Source organism: Vibrio sp. SALL6 (genome assembly GCF_002002385.1).
Taxonomy (GTDB): Bacteria; Pseudomonadota; Gammaproteobacteria; order Enterobacterales; family Vibrionaceae; genus Vibrio; species Vibrio parahaemolyticus.
In genome coordinates, this window is record NZ_MQVK01000001.1 from 1 (window position 1) to 15,190 (window position 15,190).

General features: G+C 45.7%; 10 protein-coding genes and 5 tRNA genes. 8 read left to right on the forward strand and 7 right to left on the reverse strand.

The genetic code is table 11. The annotated features are described in order from the left end of the window. Positions 1 to 121 precede the first annotated feature (121 nt). Positions 122 to 1,012: an HTH-type transcriptional activator IlvY gene (ilvY, locus tag BIW15_RS00005; RefSeq protein ID WP_005455228.1), complete on the reverse strand. Its 891-nt coding sequence runs from the start codon at positions 1,010 to 1,012 to the stop codon at positions 122 to 124. Positions 1,013 to 1,155: 143 nt separating this feature from the next. On the opposite strand from ilvY, the gene ilvC reads away from it, so the two are divergent. After that, on the forward strand, positions 1,156 to 2,640 hold the full coding sequence (gene ilvC / locus BIW15_RS00010) for a ketol-acid reductoisomerase (RefSeq protein ID WP_020904410.1): 1,485 nt from the start codon (positions 1,156 to 1,158) through the stop codon (positions 2,638 to 2,640). A 183-nt stretch (positions 2,641 to 2,823) separates the two neighbouring features. On the opposite strand, the gene BIW15_RS00015 is transcribed toward ilvC, so the two are convergent. From BIW15_RS00015 to BIW15_RS00035, 4 genes are all read right to left on the reverse strand, one after another. Continuing rightward, entirely contained in the window at positions 2,824 to 3,075 is a 252-nt protein-coding gene (locus BIW15_RS00015; protein WP_005487540.1) for an accessory factor UbiK family protein, read from the reverse strand. A gap of 131 nt (positions 3,076 to 3,206) precedes the next feature. Then, positions 3,207 to 6,329, reverse strand: a complete 3,123-nt coding sequence (gene vmeD, locus BIW15_RS00025) for a multidrug efflux RND transporter permease subunit VmeD (protein ID WP_077280391.1) — start codon at positions 6,327 to 6,329, stop codon at positions 3,207 to 3,209. Positions 6,330 to 6,340: 11 nt separating this feature from the next. Then, the gene (gene vmeC / locus BIW15_RS00030) at positions 6,341 to 7,447 is read right to left on the reverse strand and encodes a multidrug efflux RND transporter periplasmic adaptor subunit VmeC (RefSeq protein WP_005487557.1); all 1,107 of its coding nucleotides are present in this window, start codon (positions 7,445 to 7,447) and stop codon (positions 6,341 to 6,343) included. A gap of 18 nt (positions 7,448 to 7,465) precedes the next feature. Further along, a complete protein-coding gene (locus BIW15_RS00035) occupies positions 7,466 to 8,047 on the reverse strand; it encodes a TetR/AcrR family transcriptional regulator (RefSeq protein WP_005487525.1) in 582 nt (193 codons plus the stop codon). Between the two features lie 169 nt (positions 8,048 to 8,216). On the opposite strand from BIW15_RS00035, the gene rep reads away from it, so the two are divergent. Beyond that, entirely contained in the window at positions 8,217 to 10,232 is a 2,016-nt protein-coding gene (gene rep, locus BIW15_RS00040; RefSeq protein ID WP_025572050.1) for a DNA helicase Rep, read from the forward strand. A gap of 72 nt (positions 10,233 to 10,304) precedes the next feature. On the opposite strand, the gene BIW15_RS00045 is transcribed toward rep, so the two are convergent. After that, positions 10,305 to 10,718: a cytochrome c5 family protein gene (locus tag BIW15_RS00045; RefSeq protein ID WP_025572048.1), complete on the reverse strand. Its 414-nt coding sequence runs from the start codon at positions 10,716 to 10,718 to the stop codon at positions 10,305 to 10,307. Between the two features lie 337 nt (positions 10,719 to 11,055). Here BIW15_RS00045 and BIW15_RS00050 point away from each other — a divergent pair. The 5 genes from BIW15_RS00050 (at position 11,056) to BIW15_RS00070 (ending at position 11,614) form a co-directional block, all read left to right on the forward strand. After that, positions 11,056 to 11,132: transfer RNA gene (locus BIW15_RS00050), tRNA-Arg, on the forward strand. A gap of 31 nt (positions 11,133 to 11,163) precedes the next feature. Then, positions 11,164 to 11,239: transfer RNA gene (locus tag BIW15_RS00055), tRNA-His, on the forward strand. 72 nt (positions 11,240 to 11,311) lie between these two features. Next, positions 11,312 to 11,388 (forward strand) — tRNA-Pro (locus tag BIW15_RS00060). A gap of 49 nt (positions 11,389 to 11,437) precedes the next feature. Continuing rightward, positions 11,438 to 11,513: transfer RNA gene (locus BIW15_RS00065), tRNA-His, on the forward strand. A 24-nt stretch (positions 11,514 to 11,537) separates the two neighbouring features. Further along, positions 11,538 to 11,614: transfer RNA gene (locus tag BIW15_RS00070), tRNA-Pro, on the forward strand. 376 nt (positions 11,615 to 11,990) lie between these two features. Here BIW15_RS00070 and BIW15_RS00080 read toward each other — a convergent pair. Next, positions 11,991 to 12,716: an HAD family hydrolase gene (locus tag BIW15_RS00080; RefSeq protein WP_023583857.1), complete on the reverse strand. Its 726-nt coding sequence runs from the start codon at positions 12,714 to 12,716 to the stop codon at positions 11,991 to 11,993. Between the two features lie 669 nt (positions 12,717 to 13,385). Here BIW15_RS00080 and BIW15_RS00095 point away from each other — a divergent pair. Next, a complete protein-coding gene (locus BIW15_RS00095; RefSeq protein ID WP_005455179.1) occupies positions 13,386 to 15,101 on the forward strand; it encodes an ABC transporter ATP-binding protein in 1,716 nt (571 codons plus the stop codon). The last annotated feature ends 89 nt before the right edge of the window (positions 15,102 to 15,190 follow it).

A 15,190-nucleotide genomic window follows, 5' to 3' on the forward strand; every position in this document is an offset into this window, starting at 1 on the left:
CATCGCCAGGCTTTTAATTTGAAGAAGCCCACTCGAAAGAGTGGGCTTTTTTGCATTTCAGAGTTCTGAAAATTAGGGTTATAAAAAATAACCCAAGTAATTCGAATCCAAATGCCCATTATTAAGGTGCAATGTATTTACTCTCCGCTACCTTCCAAAAAGCTTTCACTAATGGGTTTTCTAACTGATTTTTGGTGCAACAGACGCCAAGTTCAAATGGCTTAATTGGTAATACTTTTAAGCGATTAATCTTTTCCCTTACTGGACTGTTGTTAATTACGACATCCGGTGCGATACCCACCCCACATCCCAATGCAACCATACTTACGATGGCCTCATGTCCTGACGTTTGCGCGTAGATATTCGGCTTTATTTTCATTTTTTTGAGCCAAGTATTAGCCCTGTCCCTTGCTGTGCCTGCTTCCGGAAGAATGAATGGAATGATTGACCAATCTGGCTGCTCCTTTTGCAATTCCTCAGCAAATGAACTGACACCGACAGGAGCGATGACAGACAGAGGGATTTCACTGATCGTTTCAAACGCGATTTTGTTTGGCATCTGCTCCGATTTGGCTGAGATGGCAATATCGGCTTCATCTGCTAGTATTTTGTCGATTGCTTGAGCTGGGTCACCGGTTGATAGCTTAAATTCAATAAAAGGATGCTGAAGACGAAAATCGGAAATTAACTCTGGTAAATGGCTGTAGCTGGCGGTCACCGAACAAAAGAGACGGATTTCCCCCTTTAGCTCGCCTTCGGTTCCTTTTATATGGTTTTGATACTGTTGCCATTCACTAAGAATTTTTAACGCGACAGGCATTAATTTTTTGCCTTGGGTTGTCAGCTCTACACTGCGGTTATCGCGAACAAACAGCTGTTGATTTGTTTCTTCTTCCAACTTTTGTATTTGCCGACTGAGGGCAGAAGGACTGATGTGCATGGCTGCAGCGGTTTTGGCAAAACTTTTACTCTCACAGAGATGAATGAAAAGTTGCAGGCTTTTGATATTCATTAAATCTTCATTTCCACGTTGCATAAATTGCAATAAGTAATTGTGAATATATCACTTTAAGCAACGTTATGTCTGTTTTAGTATGAAGTTATTCGGTAAGACGGTTACCGACCTTTATGGAAGAATGTTTAAGGAGCACCCAGATGGCTAACTATTTCAATACCCTAAACTTGCGCGAGCAATTGGATCAACTTGGTCGTTGTCGCTTTATGGACCGTGAAGAATTTGTATCTGAAGCGGATTACCTGAAAGGTAAAAAAGTGGTCATTGTGGGCTGTGGTGCTCAAGGTCTAAACCAAGGCCTAAACATGCGCGATTCTGGTCTTGATGTGTCTTACGCACTACGTCAAGCTGCGATCGATGAACAGCGTCAATCGTTTAAAAACGCCAAAGATAATGGCTTTGAAGTTGGTAGCTACGAAACGCTAATTCCTCAAGCAGATCTGGTTGTTAACTTAACGCCAGACAAACAGCACACTAACGTTGTTGAGACGGTGATGCCACTAATGAAAGAAGGCGCTGCACTAGGTTACTCTCATGGTTTCAACGTTGTGGAAGAAGGCATGCAGATTCGTAAAGATCTGACCGTTGTCATGGTTGCTCCTAAGTGTCCTGGTACAGAGGTTCGTGAAGAATACAAACGTGGTTTTGGTGTTCCTACCCTAATCGCGGTTCATCCAGAGAATGATCCGAAAGGTGACGGTTGGGATATCGCGAAAGCTTGGGCTGCAGCTACAGGTGGTCACCGTGCGGGTTGTCTTGAGTCTTCTTTTGTCGCTGAGGTGAAATCAGACCTAATGGGTGAGCAAACCATTCTATGTGGCATGCTACAAGCGGGGTCTATAGTATGTTACGAGAAGATGATTGCTGAAGGCATTGATCCGGGTTATGCAGGTAAGCTACTGCAGTACGGTTGGGAAACCATTACGGAAGCTCTGAAGTTCGGTGGCATCACTCACATGATGGACCGTCTATCTAATCCTGCGAAAATCAAGGCGTTCGAACTTTCTGAAGAATTAAAAGACCTAATGCGTCCACTGTATAACAAGCACATGGACGACATTATCTCTGGTCATTTCTCTAGCACCATGATGGCTGACTGGGCAAATGATGATAAAAATCTTCTAGGATGGCGTGCAGAAACTGGTGAAACTGCATTTGAAAATTACCCAGAAACGGACGTTGAGATCTCTGAGCAAGAGTATTTCGACAACGGCATTCTAATGATTGCAATGGTTCGTGCTGGGGTTGAACTGGCATTTGAAGCGATGACAGCTTCTGGAATCATCGATGAATCAGCGTACTACGAGTCTCTACATGAACTTCCGTTGATTGCTAATACTATCGCACGTAAGCGTCTATATGAGATGAACGTGGTTATCTCTGATACGGCTGAATACGGTAACTACCTATTTGCTAACGTAGCAACGCCTTTGTTACGTGAGAAATTCATGCCTTCTGTTGGTACAGATGTTATTGGTAAAGGCCTAGGTGAAACGTCTAACCAAGTGGATAACGCGACTCTTATCGCAGTGAACGAGACTATCCGTAACCACCCAGTGGAATACATTGGCGAAGAACTACGTGGCTACATGACGGATATGAAGCGCATCGCGGTTGGTGGCTAATTCTCTGCGCTGCACAGCATTGAAGATATTAAATGAACTCCAGACAGATTGGAGTCGATAAATACAAAAAACACGACATCTAATTAAAAGGCTTGGTCTCCGTTGACCAAGCCTTTTCGTTTTTAGTCGATTTGTCCATGTGCTGATAAGAAAAACGCTCCTGTCGAAGGAGCGTTTAGGGGCTTATTTATCAGCTAGCTTTTCTTCAAGCTCGGCTAATTTCTTTTCCATTTCCGTCAGCTTTTGACGCGTGCGTAGTAAAACTTGAGTTTGAACATCAAATTCTTCGCGGCTTACTACATCTAGCTTATTTAGTTGGCCTTGGATTACTTGGCGAACTTTTTGATCAACGTCTGCGCCTAGCTCTTTTACTGGTGCTGGCATTGAGTCATGAATTTGTTTAGCAATTTGCTCTAATTTCTTTGGGTCAAACATAGTGGCTAAAACTCCTTTTGATTTGCCGACATTCTAAGTAAATGATACGGGAAAGTCGCCATTTAGATGGTAAAAAAGAGAGCAGCAATAAAAAAGGCCACCGAAGTGACCTTTTTCTTAGCTTCTTGAGCTTATTTGTTTTCTGCTAGTTCGCGGTGCGCTGCTTTCGCTTCATCAACTCGAGCTAACTTTTCCAAGTCTTTATCTTCAACAAAAACTGGCAGTGGTTTGTGTTTTTCAGCTAAGTAGCTGTAAATCACAGGTAGTACGAATAGTGTGAACAACGTACCAATTGCCAAACCAGCCACGATTACGATACCGATACTAAAGCGCTGTGCTGCGCCTGCACCCGTTGCGTACATGAGTGGGATAAGACCCGCAATCATCGCCGCAGTGGTCATAAGAATTGGACGTAGACGAACTTTCGCCGCTTCCATTACCGCATCAATTCGAGACAGTTTGTTGTGCAATTGCTCTTCTTTTGCTACTTCACAGATCAAGATACCGTGTTTGGTGATCAGACCGACCAACGTGATCAGACCGACCTGCGAGTAGATGTTCATCGAGGCTGTGCCCCAAGCCAAGGCGATCAACGCACCACACACCGCTAGCGGTACCGATACCATGATAACGATAGGGTCACGAAGTGATTCAAATTGAATCGCAAGAACCAAGAAGATGATGGCTAACGCAAGACCAAATGTTGCGTATAGCGCGCTACCTTCCGTCACGAACTGACGTGCTTCACCCATGTAGTCGTGGTTGTAACCGGCAGGCAGTTTGTTCTGCGCTACGTCCTCGAACCAGTTAATTGCATCACCCATTGCGACGCCAGGCGATGGTACAGCACCAACGGTTGCTGAGTTCAGCTGGTTGAAGTGAGGCAGTGAGCGAGGCTCGGCGACAACATCAATAGTGATCAGGCTACCAAGTGGTACTGCTTTTCCATCCACAGAACGAACGTAGTAGTTCTTCATTGATTCTGGATTTAAACGCCATTTACGTTCAACTTGAGGAATTACCTCGTATGAACGGCCATTTAGGTCGATACGGTTTACGTAGCCATCAGCCATCATGGTGCTTAGCGTGATACCGATGTCTTGCATCGTCACACCGTATGCGCCCGCCTTGTCTTTATCGATCTTGATCTTCATGGTTGCAGAGTCGTAGTTCAGATCTAAGTCCGAGTAGACGAACATTGGACTGCTGGCTACGTCTGTCAGAACGTCACTTGCGATCGTAAACAAGCTTTCGAAGCTGTTTGGTGTCGTGATAACGAACTGAATTGGTAGACCTGAACCCGCACCAGGCAGTTCTGGCATCTGGAATGCCGTGATTGACATGCCTGGGACGCTTGCAACTAATCCACCAACACGTTTGGTGATCTCAGATTGGCTGGCTTCACGCTCACTCCAAGGTTTAAGTGTTGCTAGACCAAACGCTTGGTTCGAGTTAGGAACACCGTTAAATACCTGCGCGTATTCTACCTCTGGTTGATCCGACAGAATCTTGTTTACATCGTTCATGGTGTTTTGGATGTAATCCAAGTTCGCGTTCGAAGGCGCCGTACCCATTAGTACAACCACACCTTTATCTTCCGAAGGTGCAAGTTCACTAGGAATGAACTTGAACAAGACTGGTAAGCTTGCAAATACAATGATTGCAAACGCAATAACAACCGGACGATGAGCCATTACTGCTTTCAACATGCCTTCGTAGCGAGTGGTCATGACATCAAGGATATGGTGAACTTTTTGCTCAAACTTGCTTGGCTTCTCGTTCGCTTTCAGCATCTTTGAACACATCATTGGTGATAGTGTCAAAGCGATGATGCCGGATACGAATACTGAACCTGCCAGTGTCAAAGCGAACTCTTTGAACAATGAACCGGTGATACCACCCATCAATGCGATCGGTGCGTACACTGCACCTAGCGTCAATGTCATCGCGATAACTGGAACCGCAATTTCACGCGTACCAATAATTGCAGCTCGGAATGGCGACTCCCCTTCTTTGATGTGACGGTCAACGTTTTCTAGTACAACGATCGCGTCATCCACCACTAGACCGATGGCAAGAACCATTGCCAGTAGCGTCATCAAGTTCCAAGAGAAACCCATTGCCTGCATCACCATTGCCACACCAATCAATGAAAGTGGAATGGTTACGATAGGAATGATTACCGCACGGAATGAGCCCAGGAACAGTGTGATAACCACAAGTACGATGACCGCTGCTTCCAGGATGGTTTTCACCACTTCGTGAATCGATTCGTTGATCGCAATCGTAGAGTCGTACATCACGTTCATTTTGATGTTGCTTGGTAGGTTGCGCTCAAGTTGAGGCAACAGATCAAGCACGTCTGCCGCGATGTTGATCGGGTTAGCACTTGGCGCTGCGTTGATCGCCGCAACCACGGCTTCTTGACCGTTTGCACTTGCGCGGTAAACGTCGTGACTCTTCTCTAGCGTTACTTTAGCGATATCACCTAGGCGAATCACATCCCCTTCACCAGTTTTCACAACTAAAGCTTCAAGTTCAGCAACGTTTGATACCTGAGTATCTGCGCTACCGTTGTAAAGCACGAACTCACCCGTTGCTTGACCCGTTGCAGATTGGTAGTTGTTGGCGTTAAGAACGCTCATCACATCCGTTGCAGTCAGCTTCAAAGCGCCCATTTTGGCAGGATCTAGCCATACGCGTAGTGCGTATTTCATACCACCATAGAGATCAACTTTGGACACACCGTTTACGGTGAACAACTGCGGGTTGATTACACGCTCAAGGTAGTCAGTGATCTGGCTTGAAGATAACTCGTCACTCGTAAAGCCGATGTACAGTACTGCCGTTGTCGAACCAGTCGACATGGTTACGGTTGGGTCTTCGGCTTCTTTTGGAAGCTGTGAACGTACCGAGTTGGTTTTCGCCAGAATGTCAGACAACGCCGCATTCGGGTCAGTATTCAACTTCATGTTTACAGTAATGGTCGATTTACCCAGTACCGATTGAGAAGTCATGTAATCAATGTTGTCGGCTTGTGCTACTGCTTGCTCCAAAGGCTGAGTAATAAAGCCTTGGATTAAGTTGGCACTTGCACCGTAGTAACTAGTGGTTACGGTAACCACCGTATTTGTCATTTCAGGGTATTCACGAACCTGCATTTTGAACACTGCTTGCAAACCAAGTAGTGCAATCAAAAAGCTGATCGATACCGCTAAAACTGGACGTTTTATAAAAACATCAGTAAAGCGCATGATGCCTCCAATTAAAGCATTGGTGTTTCAGCAGGTGGAGTAATGGCATTGCTTTCAACAATGCTAACTTTCGCGTGGTTACTTAAACGGACTTGGCCCGACGTCACCACAACATCACCTGGCTTCACGCCTTCCAAGATGTGTGCGATGTCTTTAGTACGTTCGCCCACTTTAACAACGTGTTGCTTCACGCGCTTTTCACCATCTTCTTCTGTCACGATGTAGACGTTATCGCCGTACAAAGTGAAGGTGATTGCTGTTTGAGGTAGCGTCACTTGGTTTGCCAATTTCGGCATGATGATGTTTGCACGTGCGAACATACCGCTGCGAAGTTTGCCATCGCTGTTTGGAATGTCAGCTTGTACTTGGATCAGACCACTTTGTACATTTACCGCAGGTTCAATGGCAGAAATTGAGCCTTTGAATGGCTGATCTGGGTAGGCATCTACAAAAATATCCACTTCTTGGTCAAGTTTGATACGCGAGATGTCTGTTTGAGGCACGGTAAAGCGCAGACGCATTACGCTGCTATCTTCTAGGCGAACAATATCGCTACCAGCTTGGATGTATTGACCAAGATAAACGTTACGGATACCAACTACACCTGCAAATGGCGCTTTGATTTCTCGACGATCGATGGTTGCTTTTAAACTCTCGATATCTGCTTTAAGCGAGTAGTAGTTTGCTTCAGCTTCATCGTAAGCTTCTTTAGAAATAGAACCTTTCTTAAACAGACCTTGGTAACGTTTGTATTTCGCTTCTGCTGCAGGAAGTTTCGCTTGTGAACTCTTCAAGTTCGCTTTTTCTACTTCAGAATCAAGCAAAACGAGGGGTTGGCCAGCTTCAACTTGAGTACCTGATTCAAAAGCGATCTTGTCGATAACACCGCTCGTTTCGTTCGCTACCGTCACACCTTGGTTTGGCTCGATAAAACCGATAGCCTCGATTACTGGTACCCAATCCACCGCTTTTACTTCCGTAACGGTTACTGGGAACTCAGGTTCAGGACGGTTTGCCATGTATTCAGCGATCTTTTGTTGCTTAAATAAATTGAAACCTATCACGCTGCCGAACAAGAGAACGGCGATAAGTAACATAAAGAAAGTCCACTTTTTCATTCTATTAAGAACTCCAAGTTAGTGTTTGATAATTGCATCCCAACTGGCTTCAATGGCTGCTTCCAGCGCATCGTCGTCCAATTGATAAAATCCCAAAGCATGTTTTCTCGCAAGCGCGACGCTTGCTTCAAAGCTTAATCCAGAGAGCACTTCGTTATCGAGAGGCTTAAAAACCCCTTCTTCTTTGCCCTGGTTGAAAAGGCGATCTACTTGGGCAAACATTTTTCGCTCAAGTTCCCACGTCTTGTTTCTTGTTGTGCAAGGTAACGAATCATATTGAACTCGATTACTGATGGCGTTTAAGTTGGAACCCGCCAAATTCCAGATGTTGAGCCACATGGTTCGATAGCGTTCCTTCAATGGCATGTCGTCATTAACACCCGCTTGCACTGCAGAGGCAATGCGTTTGGCTACGTTAAGACGCACTTCTTCCAATAGATGTTCTTTGTCTGAGAAATAGCGATAAATCGTCCCGGCGGCGACACCAGCTTCGTTGGCCAGCTTTTGCATAGAAAGCCCTTGAAAGCCAGACTCTGCAATTAACTGCTCCGCAGCGGCAAGTATTTGATCGCGTTTATCTACAGCAGGGTTGTCCGTCATAATCCTACTACCAGTGAATGAACGTTCATTCATTATAGCTTAAAGTCTGGTCTACTATGCAACAGAATGTTGCACCAATCGGGGTAAAATTTACGAGAAAATCACCGTAGCATTCAAAGAGCCACCCCTTTATCATAGGCGCCACATTTGTCACCCGCAGAGAATTTGTATGAAGCTGAACCCTAGACAAGATGAAGCCGTAAAATACGTGTCTGGTCCATGCCTAGTGCTTGCCGGCGCAGGCTCAGGTAAAACGCGCGTAATTACTAATAAAATTGCTTACTTGGTTCAGCAATGTGGCTACAAAGCAAGAAACATCGCGGCCGTGACCTTTACCAACAAAGCCGCGCGCGAAATGAAAGAGCGTGTTGGTCAAACCTTAGGTAAAGCCGAGTCGAAAGGTTTGATGGTTTCTACTTTCCATACCTTGGGTTTGAATATCATCAAACGTGAGTACAAGCAGCTTGGATTAAAAGCGGGCTTTTCGTTGTTTGATGATCAAGACCAGATGGCGCTGTTGAAAGAGTTGACGGAAAAGCAACTCGACGGTGATAAAGACCTACTCAAACAACTATTGAGTACGATCTCAAACTGGAAAAACGACATGTTAACGCCAGAGCAAGCCAAAGCGATGGCGAAAGGCGAGCAACAACAGCTGTTCGCTTTTTGTTTTGAGATGTACCAGAAACAGATGAAGGCGTACAACGCGCTCGATTTTGATGACCTGATCCTGCTGCCAGTATTGCTGCTGCGTAATAATGAAGACGTGCGTCAGCGTTGGCAAAATCGCATCCGCTATCTATTGGTTGATGAATACCAAGATACCAACACCAGTCAGTATGAACTGGTCAAATTGATTGTGGGCGAGCGCGGTCGCTTAACCGTCGTTGGTGATGATGACCAATCGATTTACTCGTGGCGTGGTGCCAAACCGCAAAACTTGGTGCTGCTCGGGCAAGATTACCCGAACCTGCGCCTGATCAAGCTGGAACAGAACTATCGCTCGACCAGTCGAATTCTCCGTGCTGCAAACATTTTGATTGCCAACAACCCGCACGTGTATGAAAAATCACTGTTCTCAGAGATTCCTGACGGCGAAAAACTGAAAGTGTTGCTAGCCAAGAACGAAGAGCACGAAGCAGAACGGGTCACGGGTGAGTTGATTGCGCACAAGTTCTTAAATCGCACGGAATATCGAGATTATGCGATTTTGTATCGTGGTAACCATCAATCGCGTTTGATTGAAAAATCACTGATGCAAAACCGCGTACCCTACAAACTGTCTGGCGGTACGTCGTTTTTCGCGCGTGCCGAAATCAAAGACATCATGGCGTATCTTCGAGTGTTGGTGAACCCTGACGATGACAACGCATTTCTGCGCATTGTGAACACGCCGCGACGCGAAATTGGCCCGGTAACGTTAGAAAAATTGGGCAGTTACGCCAATATGCGCGGCAAAAGCCTATTTGAAGCAAGCTTTGAAATGGGATTAGAACAACACCTATCGGGGCGTGGTCTCGAAAATCTGCGTCGCTTTACACAATGGTTGGTGGCGATAGCCGATCAAGCTGAGCGAGGTAACACAGTAGAAGCTGTTCGCTCCTTGGTTCGTGACATTCATTACGAAGATTGGCTGTACGAAACCTCAGCCAGCCCGAAAGCCGCTGAAATGCGCATGAAGAACGTTTCGGATCTCTACTCTTGGATTGTGGCTGACTTAGAAGGTGACAATTACGACCAAGAAGAGAAAACGCTGAAAGAAGTGGTTCAACGTTTGACCTTGCGTGACATGATGGAACGCGGTGAAGAAGACGAAGACAGTGATGCGGTGCAATTGATGACACTACATGCGTCGAAAGGCCTCGAGTTCCCATTTGTTTACTTGATTGGTTCGGAAGAGGGTATTTTGCCACACCAAACCAGTATTGATGAAGACAACGTCGAAGAAGAACGTCGATTGATGTACGTAGGTATTACGCGTGCACAGCGCGAGCTGACTTTTACCATGTGTAAAGAGCGCCGACAGTTTGGTGAATTGATCAAGCCGACTCAAAGTCGTTTTCTCGATGAGCTGCCATTTGATGACGTTGAATGGGAAGCAAACAAAAAGCCAGTATCAGCAGAAGAGCGTATGGCGAAAGGTCAGGCACATATTGCCAATATCCGTGCAATGTTTAAAAAGTAGTCACGGACGGTTCTAATTTGTCAAAAATAAAAAGGCTTGCCACGCGGCAAGCCTTTTTCATTGATGTCTTTATTATAGACCTTCAATCATGTGGTCGATGGCTGCGATGATTTCGTCATCAGAACAGTCCATACACGTACCTTTTGCTGGCATCGCGTTGAAGCCTTCAAGCGCGTGCTTCACTAGCACGTCTTTGCCTTGCGCGATACGCGGAGCCCAATCGTCAGCATTGCCCGATTTTGGCGCACCGTTTACACCAGATGCGTGACAAGCAATACAAAAAGTACCGTAAACTTTGGCGCCATCACGTGGACCGGTTGGTTCTTCCTTCACAGGCTCTGAACCTGCTAGATAAACATCACCGACAGGTTTGATGCGTTCTGCGATCGCATCGTATTCAGTTTGGCTGATGTCAGAAGCTAAAGCTGCCGTAGAGAAAGTTAAGGCAGCGAACAAAACGCTAATCATTTGTCGAGACATATCCATTAAACCCACTTCACATTCCCGAGGTAAGTGACTTACCTATTTATATAGTTAGAGTATTGATACCGCGTCGAGAAAATCATTCGAAATCTCTCCGATGGCATAAAATGATTAAACAACTTGGTTGCAGCTGTTAAATCAATGTAAATAATGGGTGATTATATCCCGATAACTTGTTGCAATAAACAACAAGTTATCCATGACAGGGCGTGAATCACATCAAAAATACACTTTAAAGGCAGATAACTGTCGAAAAAGAGACCAAACGATAAAAAAAGTAAAAAAAGTACTAGACGGCATAGTGTGATATCCGTATTATTCCACTCCGCCGATAGGGCATGCGCCCGTAGCTCAGTTGGATAGAGCGTTGGCCTCCGGAGCCAAAGGTCGAAGGTTCGAATCCTTTCGGGCGTACCATACCCCGGAGGAAAGTCGGTAAAACTCAATGGTGGCTATAGCTCAGTTGGTAGAGCCCCGGATTGTGATTCCGGTTGTCGCGAGTTCAAGTCTCGTTAGCCACCCCATTCTTTCCTTTTTGGATAGAATACGGTAGCATTGCTTCCCATCTTGATGTTGAATCAGGATAAAACATAAGTCGGTGAATAGCGCAGCTTGGTAGCGCATCTGGTTTGGGACCAGAGGGTCGGGGGTTCGAATCCCTCTTCACCGACCACTATCTAGTTTATGGCTACATAAGTAGCGGTGAACATAAAAATTTGATGGTGGCTATAGCTCAGTTGGTAGAGCCCCGGATTGTGATTCCGGTTGTCGCGAGTTCAAGTCTCGTTAGCCACCCCATTCTTTCTATAAAGAATACATGCTCGGTGAATAGCGCAGCTTGGTAGCGCATCTGGTTTGGGACCAGAGGGTCGGGGGTTCGAATCCCTCTTCACCGACCACCATTAGAAAGCCTGCTTTTTAGCAGGCTTTCGTCGTTTTAGAGTTTATTACATAGCTTGGTCGACAATACTTCAAAGGATTTGGACCCAAGTGGGGGGCGCCTGAAGTTGGAATATAGCTCTTCACCAACCGCGATTTAAAGCCTCAGTCGAAAGACTGGGGCTTTTTTGCATTTTAGCCACTCTATTTTCCTCCATATTAGCTGAGAATGGCTAGCCAGAAGATTTCTATCAGCAGAATCTCGCTTTGCGTATGAATTGTAAGGTTGGAGCAGATTTTGGTGCTTTAGACCACCCATGATCCCAATGCTTTTCGCGCAGATAAAATAAACCCCAGCTCAATGTCTGGGGTTGTGGTTTTCTTAATTCGCTGTTGTTATTGGGCGAGTGTTTTCAGGATTTCCTTTAGCTCGACGGTTTCTCGGATTTCAAAGTTCGGCGTTATCTCTGTTGGATTACTTGCGCCAGTCGCATTCACCCACACACTCAAAATACCCATGTTGTTTGCGCCTGCGATGTCTGCTGCTAGAGAGTCACCGATGTGTAAGGCTTCTTCTGGTTTGATGTCGACAAGATTCAAGGCTTTTTGGAATATGCTGGCCGCTGGTTTTTCTTCTGGCTCTTCGCCACCCACAATAATATGGTCCACCCATTCATCCATTTGTGTTGCTTTCAATTTGGGGTGCTGCGAGAAAATTGGACCGTTAGTGATCACGACGAGTTTGTAGTGCTTACGTAGATCCATCAGCATTTCTTTTACGCCAGGGAAGAAAGTGAACGCGCCCATACGTGCTGAATCAAAATAGTGTTGTGCTTGCTGAGCTTGCTCTGCATCGATGTGGATGCCGTTCTCCGCCAAAATCGTTTGGATCAGACCACAGCGAAAAGCATTTTCGTCTGGAAGAAGAGCAACCAGCTGAGGAAACTCTGCGTTGAGCTTTTTATATACCCCTTGCAAGTAGCGTTGTAAGAATGCTTGAGGATCAGAGACTTGTGGATACGTTTGTTGAATCCAGGCAGCAAATTTTTGCCCTGCAGCTTTGTCTGCTTGGGATGTGCCACATAACGTCTCGTCCATATCAAAAAAAATCGCTTTAAGCACTGGGGCTCCTTTCATTCACTACTTGGTCACTGGCGTCGAAAGCCTATTATCCCACTCTAAATCGCATCGTAAAGAGGCAATCCGTCAGCAAATTGTGCAGTTTCGTTTACGCTTAAGTGATGCTGTTCTTTTGGCTTAATCATTAAACCGCATAACGGGCGCATAATCGCAACTTTGAGGAGGTTTCCTCTGTTTTGTTGTGGTGCTCACGTTTTAGCCTTAGGTGAAGCCGGTTAACTTTGGTTTTTTATGTTTGCCGACTATTTTGTTAGTAACATTTTATGCCGAAAAATCGCTTTTGGTACGATATATTGTTTGGTAAATGTTAATAATTACGCATGAATAGTGTGGTTATAGTGTGAGGTGATGTTGTGCCTATATTTAGAGCATTTTTCTAGTTTTAATGGTGCATGGCGCACAAAAATGGGGTGATATGAAAGTGGTTAAATACTTGTTAATGCATTTTTATTCGCTCATTGTGCGTGTATTCAATGTTTTTACGGCGGAATATACTTTAATTGTTGCTTTTTTGTGTGATTTTTGCCAAATTGTTTCCGCATTAAGATTTCAGAGTATTATTCTGAATTTGAACGGATTCATTCAGGTGATGAATGGCACGGGCTTTCCCAGTGCGATTCGATACCACAGACAAGGCAGTAGAGGTCTGAAATGTCACTATTAGAGGTGAAAAACCTTCGTATTGAGTATCCATCCCGACACGGCGTTCACGCGGCCGTGAAATCACTTTCGTTTAATATTGAACGAGGGGAAATCGTGGGTGTTGTTGGCGAATCCGGTGCGGGTAAGTCCACCGTTGGTAACGCCGTTATCGATTTGCTGAGCCCTCCGGGACGCGTTGCCAGTGGCGATGTCTTTTTGGATGGTGAAAAAATCTCTGGCTTAACACCAGAAGCGATGCGTAAGGTGCGTGGCTCGAAGATTGGTTTTATCTTCCAAGACCCTATGACCTCTCTTAACCCTTTGTTTACGGTTGAGCAGCAGTTAAAAGAAACCATTCATGCCAACATGAAAGTGTCTGACGACGAGGCGTATCAACGCGCGTTGTCTCTGATGCAGCAAGTCGGCATCCCTCAGCCTGAAAATCGTCTTAAACAGTATCCTCACCAGTTTTCTGGTGGTATGCGTCAGCGTGTGGTTATCGCGATCGCTTTGGCTGGTGAGCCAGATCTGATCATCGCCGATGAGCCAACCACGGCACTGGACGTATCAATCCAAGACCAAATCCTGAATCTTATCCGTGAGTTGTGTATCCAGAACAATGTTGGTTGTATGTTGGTTACGCACGACATGGGTGTGGTTTCAAACGTTACAGACCGCGTGGCGGTGATGTACCGTGGCGATCTTGTTGAGTTTGGGCCAACGGCAAAAGTGTTGGGTAACCCAGATCATCCATACACGCGCAGCTTGATTTCGGCGGTTCCTCGCTCAGACAGAAAGCTCGACCGTTTCCCTCTGGTGAGTTACATCGAAGAAGCGACAGAAATGAAGTCGCTAGACATTAAGAATCACTGGCTGGGTCAAAGCCAAGATCAGCGCGAGTACACTGGTCCGTTGTTGGATGTGAAAAACGTCAACCTAAGGTTTGTGACTAAGGACTCTTTGTTTGAAAGCCGCCGTGAGTACGTGCAGGCATCGAACAATGTGAGTTTTGAGGTGCACGAAGGTGAGACGTTTGGTCTGGTGGGTGAGTCAGGTTCGGGTAAGTCGACCATCGCGCGCGTGATTGCTGGTTTGTATGAACCAAACTCTGGCCAAGTGAAATTTGAAGGCATCGATCTCACGGCGATGAAGTCGGAAAAAGAGCGTCGTCCGATGCGACGTCAAATGCAGATGGTGTTCCAAAACCCATACACGTCTATGAACCCTCGTATGAAGGTGGCAGACATTATTGCCGAGCCAATTCGTTTCCATAAACTCACCAAGAATGAAGCAGAAACACGTCAAATCGTGAATGATTTGCTTGATCATGTTGGTTTGGGTCGCATGGCTGGCGTGAAATATCCTCATGAATTCTCTGGTGGTCAGCGTCAGCGTATTTCGATTGCGCGTGCCCTGGCAACTCGTCCTCGACTTTTGATTTGTGATGAACCGACATCAGCGTTGGATGTGTCGGTACAGGCACAAATTCTGAACTTGCTAAAAGATCTGCAAAGTGAACTGAACCTAACGATGTTGTTTATCAGTCACGATTTACCGGTGATTCGTCAGATGTGTGACCGAGTAGGTGTAATGCAGATGGGCACGTTATTGGAAGTCGCGCCTACCGAGCAGCTCTTTACTGCTCCACAGCACGAATACAGCAAAAAATTGATCTCTCTGATGCCTGAATTTACGGGCTTGCGAGAAGAAATCAAAACGGCATAAACCAAGTATTTCGCTTGGCTGATCTTTAGTCATTATAAAGACGCAAACACAATAACAAGGGATCCGGATCCCCGCATGAAGGAGTTATG